The following is a 13,129-nucleotide window of genomic DNA, read 5'->3' on the forward strand; positions in this document are numbered from 1 at the left end:
GCCTCCTCAGTCGCGGAACACGACGGTCTTGTGGCCATTGGTCAGCACCCGGTCGTCGAGGTGCCAGGCGAGCGCGCGCGCCAGCACGCGGCGCTCGATGTCGCGGCCCTTGCGCACGAGATCCTCGGCCGAATCCTGATGGGTGATGCGCTCGACATCCTGTTCGATGATCGGGCCCTCGTCGAGGTCGGAGGTCACGTAATGCGCCGTGGCGCCGATCAGCTTCACGCCGCGCGCATGCGCCTGGTGATAGGGCTTGGCACCCTTGAAGCCGGGCAGGAACGAGTGGTGGATGTTGATGCAGCGGCCCGACAGCTTGGCCGAGAGCCCGTCCGAGAGCACCTGCATATAGCGCGCCAGCACGGCGATCTCGGCGCCGGACTTCTGGAACAGGTCCCACAGCTGGGCCTCCTGCTCCATCTTGGTTTCCTTGGTGATCGGCAGATAGTGGAACGGGATGCCGTCGAAATCGAGATGGGCGTAGGTCTCACGCGGATAGTTGGCGATGATGCCGACGATCTCCATCGGAATCTCGCCGATGCGCCAGCGATAGAGCAGGTCGGCGAGGCAGTGGTCGAACTTGGAGACCAGCAGCATGACCTTGCGCTTGGCGCCGCGCGGGCGCAGGCGCCAGTTGAAGGAGAAGCGCTGCGCCACCGCCTCGAACTCTTCCTTCAGCGTCTCCAGCGAACCCGCATCGCCCGCGCGGCTGAACATGACGCGCATGAAGAAGCGGCCGCTCTCGGTGTCGTCGAACTGCTGCGCTTCGAGGATGTTGCCGCCGCGCTCGAACAGGAAGGTCGCGACCGCGGCGACGATGCCGGGCCGATCGGGGCAGGAGAGGGTGAGGACGTAGGGAGGTGTCGTCTCGGTCATCGGAACTCTCAACGGACTGCCGGCGGCGCTGCGCCGCGCTCGACCGGCTTTTAAGGGAGAAGCGGATTGCCGTGAAGCGCGCGTCGCGCCGCGTTCAACCTCGCCCATCGAGCTCAAGCCCATACTCCGCGGCGCTGGCGATGAGGAAGCGGCAGAACGCCGCGTGGAAGCTGCGCCCAACCAGCAGGCGCCAACGCTCCTCGCTCGCGCGCCAGAGCGTGACGCCGAGATGGGCGATGACGGTGGTTGCCGCGTCGCCGATCTGGAATACGCGCGGATCGAGATCGATCAGCGCGCCCTTGGCGAGGATGTCCGTCACTTTCGGGCCGGACAGTTCGAACACGATGTAGGCGGCACTCTGTTCGGTCACGGCGGCGAGCGGGCCGGCCGCGTTTTTCAGCGTCGCGGCAAGCTCCGCGTCCTCGTCCGACAGCGCCAGCCAGCGCGCCGGGCCGGTGCCGACGAACACGGCATTACCGGCCGCCACCGCGCGCGGCGCGTCGACGAAGGCTGGGGTAAGGGACTGCCGCAGCGCCTCCACCAGCGCCGCGCCCGCGCCCTTGCGGGCCTGTAGCGTGGCGATGGCGATGCCGTCCAGCCGCGTGGCGGTGATGCCGGTGGTGCCGGCAAGGCCGTAATGCCCGGCGGTTGCCACCGTGTCGAAGGCGAGGGCGGCGAGCGGATGGTCGAGATGGTCAGCCACGGAGCCGCTCCCCTTCCGGATCGATGAAGCCGGGTGCGCAGATCTCGACCTCGAAATCTCCGCCGCGCACCGGGTCATAGGCCCGCACGCGGTAGCCGATGCGCTCCGGCCCGTTCTTGAGAAGGCCGAGCCCGATCCAATGGCCGAGATGCGGAGAATAGGCGACCGAGGTCATGTAGCCCTCGTCATTCTCCACGCTCGCCGCCGCGCCGGGGCTGAGGAAATGCGCCCCCGCGCGCAGGCGCTGGCTGCGGTCCACCGGCCGGAAGCCGACAAGGCTCGGGCGATCGGGGTCGGTCAGGCCGGTGCGGCCGGCCATCACCCGGCCGATATAGTCCTTCTTGGTCGAGGCCATGCGCCCCAGTCCGAGGTCGCGCGCCGTGGTCTGGCCGCTCAGCTCGTTGCCGGAGACATGGCCCTTCTCGATGCGCATGACGCCGAGCGCCTCGATGCCGTAGGGCGTGATGCCGAACGCCGCGCCCGCGCTCATCAGCGCCTGCGCCAGCGCCGCGCCCTGCCGGGCGGGAACCGCGATCTCGTAGCCCAGCTCGCCGGAGAAGGAGACGCGGAACAGCCGGGCCTTCACCCCGCCCATCACGCGCGCCTCGATCGCCCCCATGAAGGGCAGGCGCTCATTGGAGACGTCGGTGTCGGCATCGACCACGCGGGCCAGCACGTCGCGCGCCTTTGGACCGGCCAGCGCGATCTGCGCCCATTGCTCGGACACCGAGGCGATGGACACGTCCAGCTCCGGCCACAGCACCTGCAGGCAGAATTCGAGGTGCTGGAAGACCTTGGCGGCGTTGGCCGTGGTCGTCGTCATCACATAGTGCTCGGGAGCGAGCCGCGCCGTGGTGCCATCGTCCATCACCATGCCGTCCTCGCGCAGCATGACGCCATAGCGCGCCTTGCCCACCGCCAGCGTCGAAAAGCCGTTGATGTAGACGCGGTCGAGGAAGGCGCCGACATCGGGGCCTTGCAGGTCGATCTTGCCGAAGGTCGACACGTCGATCAGGCCGACGGAGGAGCGAACCGCCTTCACTTCGCGGTTCACCGTGGTGAGCCAGTCCGTCTCGCCGGCGCGCGGGAAGTACTGCGCGCGCAGCCACGCGCCGGTCTCGATGAAGACCGCGCCCTGCGCCTTCGCCCATTCGTGCGTCGGCGTGAGGCGGATCGGCCGGAAGTCCTTGCCGCGATGGTGCCCGGCCAGCGCGCCGAGCGAAACCGGGGTGTAGGGCGGGCGGAAGATGGTGGTGCCGGTCTCGGGGATCGTGGAGCCGGTCAGGCTCGCCATGATGGCGAGGCCGGTGACGTTGGAGGTGCGGCCCTGGTCGGTCGCCATGCCCAAGGTGGTGTAACGCTTGAGGTGCTCGACCGAGCGGAAGCCCTCCTTGTGGGCAATGGTCACGTCCTTGGCGGTGACGTCGTTCTGGAAGTCGACAAAGGCCGGGCCCTTCGAGCCCTGCACATGCCAGAACGGCGTGACCGAGACGCTCTCTTCCGCCACGGCGGGAATGGCGAGCGGGGGCACGGGAAAGCCGAGTTCGCTGGCGGCCGCCGTGCCCTTCACCGCGCCTTCCTGCAGCGCGCGGCCGAGGGCAAAGCTCCCCAATGCCGCGCCGGCCACCGTCAGGCCGGGCGGCGTGGTGCCGGGCACGAAGGCGGCGAGGGTCTCGTTCCATGCCGGCTTGCCGCCATGGTGGCAGGTGAGGTGCACATTGGGCGACCACCCGCCGGAGACCGCCAGCGTGTCGACATAAAGCCGCTCGGAGCGCCCGCCGGCGGTGACATCGACGGCACTGAGCAGCTTGCCATGGGTGCCGGTGACGCGCCCATCGAGCAGGGTGCGGATGCCGAGCGTCGCCGCCTCGCCGGCGAGGGCGGGAGCAATGCCGCCGCGCACGTCGACGATCGCCTCGACATGCGCGCCGGCCGCCTTCATCTCGAAGGCGCCACGCCAGGCGTCGTCATTATTGGCGAAGACGGCGATACGGCTGCCCGGCGCCACGCCGAAGCGGTTGATATAGCTGCGCACCGCGCCCGCCAGCATCACGCCCGGCCGGTCATTGCCGGCGAAGACGATCGGCCGCTCGGTGGCGCCGGCGGCCAGCACCGCGCGGCGGGCGACGATGCGCCACAGCCGCTGGCGGGGTTGGAAGGCGGGCGGCACCGGAAAATGGTCGGCGACGCGCTCCAGCGCGCCATAGGTGCCGGAATCATAGACACCGAACACGGTGGTGCGGGTCATTACCCGCACATTGGGCAGGCTGGCCAGTTCGGCGGCGGTTTGGGCGGCGAAGGCGGATCCGGCATGGCCGCCGATCTCGCGGGCTTCTGCGTTCAGCCGCCCGCCGGGCAGGAAGTCCTCATCCGCCAGGATGACGCGCGCACCGGAACGCCCGGCCGCGAGCGCCGCCATCAGCCCGGCCGGGCCGGCGCCGACGATCAGCACGTCGCAGAAGGTCGTGGCCTTCTCGTAATGGTCGGGGTCGGCCTCCTCGGCCGCGCGCCCGAGGCCCGCCGCGCGGCGGATGACCGGCTCGTAGAATTTCTCCCACGCCTTGGCCGGCCACATGAAGGTCTTGTAGTAGAAGCCGGCGCCGAGGAAGGCCGAGAACAGCTGGTTGACGCTGAGCAGGTCGACATCCAGCGAGGGCCAGCGGTTCTGGCTGGTCGCCTCCAGCCCGTCATAGAGCTCGGCGACCGTGGCGCGGGTGTTGGGCTCGCGCCGCGCGCCGGAGCGCAGTTCGACCAGCGCGTTCGGCTCCTCCGGCCCGGCCGAGAGGATGCCGCGCGGGCGATGATATTTGAACGAGCGGCCCACCAGACGCACGTCATTGGCGAGCAGCGCCGAGGCCAGGGTGTCGCCGGCAAAGCCCTGATAGCTCCTGCCGTCGAAGGAGAAGGCGAGCGGGCGGGCGCGGTCGATGAGGCCGCCCTTTGCGAGACGACTCATGATCCGCTCCTCGCGAGGCTGGCGCCGCCGATGGCATGGCTGCGGGTGTCGCGCTCGACCTTCACCCACTGGCGGCAGCCATTGGCGTGGTACCACCACTCCTTGTGCGCGCCGGCCGGGTTGTCTCGGAGATAGACATAATCGTGGAAGCGCTCCTCGGCGGCGGGCGCGGCCGGGTCGGGGCGGGTCAGCGTCGCGTCGCCGAGATAGCTGAATTCATGGGCGTCGCGCTCGCCACAATAGGGACAGGGGATGCGCATCAGAGGCGGTCTCCGGGAAGAAGCCCCTCACCCGGATCGCGGGGCGATCCGACCTCTCCCCCACGGGGAGAGGTGAAGGGCGACCGGCTCCCTCTCCCCGAATCAATCTCGGCTGTTGCCGAGATTGATCTTTGGACGGGCAGAACTCGGCAACAGCCGAGTTCTGTGGAGAGGGGTGGGGTGAGGGGGAAGGTGCGCGCGGCCATCATCAGTGCAGGTTCGGCTGGGCGCCGACTCCCTTCTCGTCGATGAGATGGCCGGTGCGGAAGCGATCAAGGCGGAAGGCGCCGCCAGTCGCGTGCGGCTCGTCCTTGGCCAGCAGATGGGCGAAGCACCAGCCCGAGGCCGGCGTCGCCTTGAAGCCGCCATAGCACCAGCCGGCATTGAGATAGAGCCCCGGCAGCGGCGTCCTGTCGATGATCGGCGAGCCGTCCATCGACATGTCCATGATGCCGCCCCACATGCGCAGGAGCCGCACCCGGCCGATGCGCGGCATCAGGGCCATGCCGCCTTCGGCGACATCCTCGATGACGGGGAGGTTCCCGCGCTGGGCATAGGAATTATAGCCGTCGATATCGCCGCCGAAGACCAGCCCGCCCTTGTCGGACTGGCTGATGTAGAAGTGCCCGGCGCCGAAGGTCACCACGCCGTCGATGGTCGGCTTCAGCCCCTCGGAGACGAAGGCTTGCAGCACATGGCTCTCGATCGGCAGGCGCAGCCCGGCCTGCGAGGCGACCCGCGTCGTCGAGCCCGCCACCGCCATGCCGACCTTGCCCGCTCGGATCGGGCCGCGCGTGGTCTCGACGCCGATGACCCGCTCGCCCTCGCGCAGGAAGCCGGTGACTTCGCAGTTCTGGACGATGTCGACGCCGAGCCGGTCGGCGCCGCGGGCATAGCCCCACACCACGGCGTCGTGGCGGGCGGTGCCGGCGCGGCGCTGCATCAGCCCGCCCTGGATCGGGAAGCGCGCATTGTCATAGTCGAAGAACGGGTACATGGCCCGCACCTGCTCGCGGTCGAGCAGCTCGCTGTCCGCCCCGTTCAGCCGCATGGCGTTGCCGCGCCTTGCATAGGCGTCGCGCTGGGCATCGGAGTGGTAGAGGTTGAGGATGCCGCGCTGGCTGACCATCGCGTTGTAGTTCAGCTCCTGCTCCAGCCCTTCCCACAGCTTCATCGACCATTCGTAGAACGGTTCGTTGCCCGGCAGCAGGTAGTTGGAGCGGATGATGGTGGTGTTCCGCCCCGCATTGCCGGAACCGATATAGCCCTTCTCGATCACGGCCACATTGCGGATGCCGTGGACGCGGGCGAGGTAGTAGGCCGTGGCCAGCCCATGCCCGCCGCCGCCGACGATGATGACGTCATAAGCGGGTTTGGGCGCGGCATCGCGCCAGGCGGGGGTCCAGCCGGACTGGCCGGTGAGACCGTTCTTCAGAATGCTGAGCCAAGAATAGCGCATGAGCTCGCCTGCGAGATGACTGAATGAGCTATAGTACGAACTGTTTGTGCTGATAATATAAGTTTTGATTATAGAGTGGCGGCCTATGGCGGACACATTCCCCTTCGATCTGCGGGCGCTGGAGATTTTCCTCGCGGTCTGTGATGCCGGCACCATGGCGCAGGCGGCGCGGCGGCTCGGGCTGACCCAGCCGGCGATCTCGCAGGCCGTCGCCGAGATGGAGCGGCGCATGGGCATCGCGCTGTTCGACCGCTCCGCCCGGCCGCTGGCCCTCACGGCGGCGGGCGGCGCGCTGCGCCAGCGGGCGAGCGCGCTGCTCTCGGAAGCCCGGCAGATCGCACCGCTGCTGCGCGAGGCGGAACATGCGCGCCTGCCGCTGCTGCGCGCGGGCCTCGTCGATTCGCTCTCGCGCGTGCTGATGGCGCCGCTGGCGCAGGCGCTGGGCGAGAAGGCCGAGCAGGTCTCGCTGCTCTCTGGCCTCACCGCCTCGCATGCCGGGGCGCTGCTGACCCGGCAGCTCGATCTGCTGGTCGGCGCCGATGAACTGGAGGAGATCGAGGGGCTGGAGCGCTGGCCGCTGCTTGCCGAGCCCTATGTGCTGCTGATGCCGGCGCATCTGCCACGCCCCCAGCGCGCCGCCGACCTCGAAGAACTGGCGCGGCAGGTGCCGCTGGTGCGGTTTTCCGCCCGCTCCAAGACCGGCATCGAGGTGGAGCGGCATCTGCGCCGGCTGCGACTCGATCTGCCGCGTCCGCTGGAGTTCGACACGCCGTTCGGCGTGACCGCGAGCGTCGCCGCCGGCGGGCGCTTCGCCATCACCACGCCGCTCTGCCTCATCGAGGCAGGGCTCGCGCTGGACGGGCTGGCCTGCTGGCCGCTGCCCGGACCGGGGCTGACGCGGCACCTGACGCTGATCGCGCGCCGGCAGGAGCTCGGCCGCCTGCCGCGCGACGTCGCGGATTTCTGCCGGGCGCGGCTGGCGGTGGAAATCCCCACCATTCAGGCGCTGGTCGGCGAGAAACTGGCGGCGGAGTTCAGGGTGGAGGGGTGAGGGGTCTTCAGCCCTCGTAGCGCTTCAGCGCCAGCACGGCGTTGAGCCCGCCAAAGGCGAAGCTCGACGAGATGGCGGTCCCGATCGCAGCGTTGCGCGCGGCGTTCGGCACGCAATCGAGGTCGCACTCGGGATCGAACTCGCGAAAACCCATGGTCGGCGGCAGGAAGCCCTCGCGCAGCGCGAGCACCGTGGTCACGAGGTCCAGCGCGCCCGAGGCGTTCATGGTGTGGCCATATTGCGACTTCGACGACGACACCGGCAGCTTCGCCAGGTGAGCGCCGAACAGATGGCGCAGCGCCGCCGTCTCGGTCTTGTCGTTCAGCGCGGTGGCGGTGCCGTGGGCGCTGACATAATCGACCGCCTCCGGTGCAAGGCCGGCATCCTCCAGCGCGAAGCGCATCGAGGCGGCGGCGCTCTCCATGTCGGGGGCGGTGATGTCCCGGCCGTCGGCGCTCATGCCGAAGCCGATCATCTCGGCATGAATGGTGGCGCCGCGGGCGATGGCGCGCTCCATGTTCTCCAGCACCACGGCGCCGCCGCCCTCGCCGACGACGAGGCCGCCGCGATCCTTCGAGAAGGGCCGGCAGCCATCGGTGGCGAGCACCCGCAGCGCCTCCCAACTCTTCAGCATGCCGTAGGTGAGCTGCGATTCCGCCCCGCCGGCGACCGCGACATCCAGCATGCCGGAACGGATCATGTGGAAGGCCGTGCCGACGGAATGCGACGCCGAGGAGCAGGCCGAGGCGATGGAGAAGGAGGGGCCGTGAATGCCGAGATCCATGGTGATATGGCTCACCTGGCCGCTGGGCATGGCGCGCGGCACGGTGAAGGGGTGCGGGCGCGGCGCCTTCTCGAAATAGAGCTTGTGGTAGCTGTCGTCGACGGCGTGGAAGCCGACCGAGGCGGCGAAGATGGCGCCGGCGCGGTGGCGTGCCACGCCCTCCAGCGCCGGGCCGGCATCGGCCAGCGCCTGACGGGCGACGACGACGGCGAATTGCGAGGTGCGGTCGATCAGCCCGAGCTGGCGCGGCTCGAAATGCTCCTCCGGCCGGAAGCCGCGCACCTCGGCGGAGATCTTCGTCTTCATCGAGGAGACGTCGACGCCCTGCGTCTCGCCAATGCCGACCGTGCCGGCGCGCAGCCCCGCCAGATGCGCGGCCACGTCATTGCCGAGCGCGGAGAGCGAGCCGAGGCCGGTGATCGCGACGCGCGCTGCCATCACGCGGACGCGGCGTTCTTCGCGGCGAGCAGGGCGGCGACATGCTCGACCAGCGTGCCGACCGTAACGTCGTTGCCGTTCAGCGGGCCGTCATTGGGAATCTCGATGCCGAAGCGGCTCTCCAGCTTGAAGATGGTCTCGATCAGGTCGAGCGAGGAGATGCCGAGTTCCGCTACCGGCGTGTCGGGGGTCAGCAGCGTTGCGTCGACGCCCACTTCGCCAGCGATGAAGGCGACGATTTCGGCAATGGCGGGATCGTCTGTCTGCATGGTCCGCTCGACTTTCACTCTCGCCCCGGCACTCCTGCCGTGGCCTTTTGCCTGACATTCTTGCCCGCCATCCGCCGGGATGACGTCCGCTCGCATCGCGCTTGGTAGCACAATCCAGGTTCGCGCGAATACCAGCGTCAGATGAACGACATATGTGTCCGGCGCATGTCACGCCAGTGGCAGGGGCGCACCGTTCGCTACGGCGTGGCGGCGCGGCCCTGCGCCCGCATGAGCTGCGAGAGGTAGAGCAGCGAGGCTTTCGGCGTGCGCGCCAGCGTGTCGAAATCGACGTGGGTCACGCCGAAGCGCCGCCGCTTGCCCTCGGCCCACTCGAAATTGTCGAGCAGCGACCAGACGAAATAGCCGTTCAGCGCGCAGCCCTGGCTGATGGCGGCGGCGCAGGCGTCGAGATGGGCGCGGATGTAGGCGGTGCGCTCGGGATCGTTCACCACGCCGTTCGCCGGGGCCGGGTCTTCGTAGCAGGCGCCGTTCTCGGTGATGAAGGTGGTGGGGTTGCCATAGCCGTCGCGCAGCCGCACCAGCACCTGCGTCAGCCCCTGCGCGCTGATCGGCCAGCCGAGCAGCGTGCGCGGCGTGCCGTCCGGCACCGCGCCATAGCCGGCCTGCGCGAGGAAGGCAGCGGGGTCGTGCTTGATCCAGGACGGGCCGTAATAATTCACCCCGAGGAAGTCCACCGGCACGCGGATCGCCGCCATGTCGTTCGCCTGCACCAGCGGCGCGAAGGCCTGCTCGAAGCCGGCGGGGTAGCGGCCGTGGAACAGCGGGTCGAGGTTGATGGTGTTCCAGCAGGCGTCGAAGCGGCTCGCCGCCGCCACGTCCTGCGGCTGTGGCGAGGAGGGGAAGATCGGCTGCAGCGAGAACACCGTGCCGAGCTTGAGGTCGCTGCGCACGCTGCGCAGGGCAGTGATGGCCGTGCCCTGCGCGAGGTTCTGGTGGTGCTGGGCGCGCACATAGCTCTCCCAGCCGGTGAGCCCCGGCGCGTGATTGCCGAAGCCATGGCCGAAGATGGCGTGCACCGAGGGCTCGTTCAGCATCGCCCACGGCTTCACCCGGTCGCCGAGGCGCGAAACGGTGGCGCGGGCATAGTCGGTGAACCAGTTCGCAATGTCACGATTGTGCCAGCCGCCGCGGTCCTGCAACGCCTGCGGCAGGTCCCAGTGGTAGAGGCAGGCCATGGGCAGGATGTTGCGCGCCAGCAGCTTGTCGACGAGGCGGTCGTAGAAGTCGAGCCCCGCCGGGTTCACCGGGCCGGTGCCCTGCGGCATGACGCGCGGCCAGGCGATGGAGAAGCGGTAGGCCTGGAAGCCGGCCTGCGACATCAGGTCGACGTCGCCGGCATAGCGGTTGTAGTGGTCGCAGGCGACGTCACCATTGGTGCCGTCGGCGATGCGGCCCGGCGTGTGCGAGAAGGTGTCCCAGATGGAGGGCAGCCGCCCGCCTTCCTTCACCGCGCCCTCGATCTGGTAGGCCGAGGTCGAGGCCCCCCAGACGAAGCCGGGCGGAATGCGCGGCGCGCCGGCGGGCGAAGCGGCGGTCTGCGCTGAAACGCCGGCCGGCAGCACCGGCAGGGCTGCAGCGGCTGCGGCGGAAGCGAGGAAGTCTCGGCGGCGAAGCATCGGCATGGGTCCAGCCTAGTGGAAGAACAGGCGCAGCACGATCAGCGCGGCGAGCGCGGCCATGCCCTGTACCGCCGTTGCCAGCGAGAACCGGGCGAGCACCGAGCCGGCCGGCAGGCGTGCGGCCTGCCCAACCAGCCAGAACAATCCGTCATTTATATGCGAGACGGTCATCGCGCCGGCACCGATGGCCAGCGCCGCCAGCGTGCGCCCGGCCGGATCGTCGAGGCCGAGCGGGCCGACCAGCTCCATCATCATCCCGGCGGCGGTGATCGAAGCAACCAGCGAGGAGCCTTGCAGCGTCTTGACGATGGCGGCGAGGGCGAAGGGCAGGATGAGTGCCAGCGCGCCGGACGGCGCGATGCCGAGCAGGCGCTCGGCGTTCATCTCCGGCATGCCGGTTTCCTGCGCGATCTTGGTGAGGCCGCCGGCGGCGCCGATGAGCAGCACCAGCCCGGCGGAGCGGCGGATCGCCCGCCCGGCCCAACCTTCCTCGGTCAGCCCGCCCGGCTCCCAGTGCCAGCTCAGCAGCAGGAGCAGGCCGGTGCCGACGATGAGCAGCAGGGTCGGTCGGCCGAGCGCGATGAGGAATTCGCGGTTCGAGCCGCCGCCCAGCGGCTCAGAGGCGATGTCGCCGAGCGACTGGGTGATGAGCAGGCCGACCAGCACCGCGCTCGCCAGCCACAGCGCCCAGGCGCCGCGCCGGGGGGCGTGCAGGCTGGTGCCGGCGATGGTGGCGGCGGTGTCGACCGGCAGGGCTTCGCCGCTCGTTGTCGCCCGCGCCAGCCCGAGGCCGACAAGTGCCAACAGCACCGCGACCGGCAGGCCGAAGGCGACCGAGAGCGTCCAGTCGGCAGCGAGAATGGTGAGGCTCGCCAGCATGACCGGGGCGGGAATGATGAGGCCGTGGCTCGCCGAGAGCGACAGGCCGAGCACCAGTGCCGAGCGCGGACTGTCGCCGCCAAATCCCCGCCGCAGCGGGTTCAGCACCGCGAAGGCGGCGGCGGGCGTGGAGGCGAGGCCGCCAACGAGGCCGATGAGCGCCAGCGGCAGCGAGCGGCGGCGTCGGCCGGCGGCGGCATGCTGCAGCCAGGCGGTGGCGCCGGTCGCGTCGGCGATCTCCGCCATGAGCGCGGCCGCGACCACGGTGAGCCCGAGTGCGTTCACGCTCTGCGCGAAGCCGAGGCCGAACGCCTTGCCGACATGGCTGGTCGACATGCCCGCGGCATAGCCGAAGCCGATGGCGGCGACGAGCAGTGCCAGGAAGGGCTGGACCCGCCCGCGCTGGACGGCGAGCGCCAGCAGCACCAGCGCGACGGCAAAGTAAGCGGCCTGATAGAGCGACATTTTTTCCGGGAGTGCCGAGGGTGGGGCGGGTTCTTTTATCGATTAGCGCGCGGCGGCGGCGCTGTCACCGTGGCGCTTCGCCATTGCCGGCGGCCGGCGGCTTTACTAGGTTGCCGGACCATGATGCGCCGCGTTCTCCTCCTCGCCTCCGGGCTGCTGCTTCTCGCCGGCCCCGCTTTTGCCCAGCCGGCGCCCGGCTTCGTGCGGGCGGAGGGCACGCGCTTCGTCCGGCCGGACGGGTCGACCTACAAGATCAAGGGCATGAGCTTCGGCAACTGGCTGCTGCCGGAAGGCTACATGTTCAAGTTCAAGGTGCAGCGCTCGCCGCGCGAGATCGAGGACGTCATTTCCTATCTCGCCGGGCCCGAGGAGGCCGCGAAATTCTGGCGGGAGTTCCGCGACGTCTATGTCGGTGAGGACGACTTCGCCTTCCTGCAGGCGGCCGGCTTCACCACGGTGCGCGTGCCGCTGCACTGGAAGTTCTTCCTCGACCCGAAGAACCCCTCCAAGGTCGATCCCGATGGCGAAGGCTGGGCGCTGATCGACCGGGCGGTTCGCTGGGCGAAGGCGCACGACATCAAGCTGATCCTCGACATCCACGCCGCGCCCGGCGGGCAGACCGGGGTGAACCACGACGACGGGGTCGGCTACCCCCTGACCTTCTACGTGCCGGAGTATCAAAGGCGCACCATCACCCTGTGGCGCGCCATCGCCGCACGCTACAAGGACGAAACGACGGTGCTGGCCTATGATCTGCTCAACGAGCCGATCTCGCCCTATCACGACATCGATTACCTGAATCCGCGCCTCGAACCGCTCTATCAGGAGATCGCCGCTGCAATCCGCGAGGCCGATCCCAACCACCCGATCATTCTGGCGGCGGCGCAGTGGAGCACCAATTTCGGCGTGTTCGGCCCGCCCTTCGCGGACAATCTCGGCTACTCCTACCACAAGTTCTGGGCGAGCCCGGAGCGGCGCGAGGTGCAGGACTACGTCAACTTCGCCAATCGCTGGGGCGTGCCGATCTTCCTCGGCGAGACCGGCGAGCTCACCGATGAGTGGAACGCCAAATACCGCGCGATGAATGAGCGCTTCAACATCGGCTGGAGCTTCTGGACCTACAAGAATCTCGACTCCCGCTCGACCGTCTCCTCCATCACCAAGCCCGAGGGCTGGGACGCTATTGCCGCCTTCGGCTCGGTGCCGCGCGCGCAATGGGACGGCATGGCGAAGCCCTCGCGTGAGGCGGTGGCGGCGACGCTCGCCGCCTATATCGAGAACGCGAAATTCGCCAACACCACCGTCAATCGCGGCTATGTCGCCTCGCTGGGGCTCGAAGCGCCGTAGGA

11 protein-coding genes are annotated in these 13,129 nt (G+C 69.2%); 2 read left to right on the forward strand and 9 right to left on the reverse strand.

The genetic code is table 11. The features are described 5' to 3' along the window. Positions 1-6 precede the first annotated feature (6 nt). From purU to ACO2RV_RS01240, 5 genes are all read right to left on the reverse strand, one after another. Positions 7-876, reverse strand: a complete 870-nt coding sequence (gene purU, locus ACO2RV_RS01220) for a formyltetrahydrofolate deformylase (RefSeq protein WP_423288962.1) — start codon at positions 874-876, stop codon at positions 7-9. A 94-nt stretch (positions 877-970) separates the two neighbouring features. After that, on the reverse strand, positions 971-1,579 hold the full coding sequence (locus ACO2RV_RS01225) for a sarcosine oxidase subunit gamma (protein ID WP_423288964.1): 609 nt from the start codon (positions 1,577-1,579) through the stop codon (positions 971-973). Further along, positions 1,572-4,535, reverse strand: a complete 2,964-nt coding sequence (locus ACO2RV_RS01230; protein WP_423288966.1) for a sarcosine oxidase subunit alpha family protein — start codon at positions 4,533-4,535, stop codon at positions 1,572-1,574. The genes ACO2RV_RS01225 and ACO2RV_RS01230 overlap by 8 nt, the downstream gene beginning before the upstream one ends. Continuing rightward, positions 4,532-4,795: a sarcosine oxidase subunit delta gene (locus ACO2RV_RS01235; RefSeq protein ID WP_423288968.1), complete on the reverse strand. Its 264-nt coding sequence runs from the start codon at positions 4,793-4,795 to the stop codon at positions 4,532-4,534. Before ACO2RV_RS01235 ends, ACO2RV_RS01230 begins: the two co-directional genes overlap by 4 nt. Before the next feature lie 208 nt (positions 4,796-5,003). Continuing rightward, positions 5,004-6,254 (reverse strand): sarcosine oxidase subunit beta family protein, encoded by a 1,251-nt coding sequence (locus ACO2RV_RS01240; RefSeq protein WP_423288970.1) that lies wholly within the window; start codon positions 6,252-6,254, stop codon positions 5,004-5,006. Between the two features lie 85 nt (positions 6,255-6,339). On the opposite strand from ACO2RV_RS01240, the gene ACO2RV_RS01245 reads away from it, so the two are divergent. Beyond that, positions 6,340-7,305 (forward strand): LysR family transcriptional regulator, encoded by a 966-nt coding sequence (locus tag ACO2RV_RS01245; RefSeq protein ID WP_423288972.1) that lies wholly within the window; start codon positions 6,340-6,342, stop codon positions 7,303-7,305. 7 nt (positions 7,306-7,312) lie between these two features. Here the strand turns inward: ACO2RV_RS01245 and ACO2RV_RS01250 are convergent, their stop codons facing one another. The 4 genes from ACO2RV_RS01250 to ACO2RV_RS01265 form a co-directional block, all read right to left on the reverse strand. Beyond that, on the reverse strand, positions 7,313-8,527 hold the full coding sequence (locus ACO2RV_RS01250; RefSeq protein WP_423288974.1) for a beta-ketoacyl-[acyl-carrier-protein] synthase family protein: 1,215 nt from the start codon (positions 8,525-8,527) through the stop codon (positions 7,313-7,315). Further along, entirely contained in the window at positions 8,527-8,796 is a 270-nt protein-coding gene (locus ACO2RV_RS01255; protein ID WP_423288976.1) for an acyl carrier protein, read from the reverse strand. Before ACO2RV_RS01255 ends, ACO2RV_RS01250 begins: the two co-directional genes overlap by 1 nt. A gap of 197 nt (positions 8,797-8,993) precedes the next feature. Further along, on the reverse strand, positions 8,994-10,433 hold the full coding sequence (locus ACO2RV_RS01260; RefSeq protein WP_423288978.1) for a GH1 family beta-glucosidase: 1,440 nt from the start codon (positions 10,431-10,433) through the stop codon (positions 8,994-8,996). A gap of 15 nt (positions 10,434-10,448) precedes the next feature. Further along, on the reverse strand, positions 10,449-11,780 hold the full coding sequence (locus ACO2RV_RS01265) for a GntP family permease (protein ID WP_423288980.1): 1,332 nt from the start codon (positions 11,778-11,780) through the stop codon (positions 10,449-10,451). Positions 11,781-11,900: 120 nt separating this feature from the next. Here ACO2RV_RS01265 and ACO2RV_RS01270 point away from each other — a divergent pair, with 120 nt between their 5' ends. Further along, positions 11,901-13,127 carry a glycoside hydrolase family 5 protein gene (locus tag ACO2RV_RS01270; protein ID WP_423288982.1) on the forward strand — a complete coding sequence of 409 codons (1,227 nt, stop codon included), beginning with the start codon at positions 11,901-11,903 and terminating at the stop codon, positions 13,125-13,127. Positions 13,128-13,129: the final 2 nt, after the last annotated feature.

Source organism: Ancylobacter sp. VNQ12 (assembly GCF_049445835.1).
In the GTDB taxonomy this organism is placed as follows: Bacteria; Pseudomonadota; Alphaproteobacteria; order Rhizobiales; family Xanthobacteraceae; genus Ancylobacter.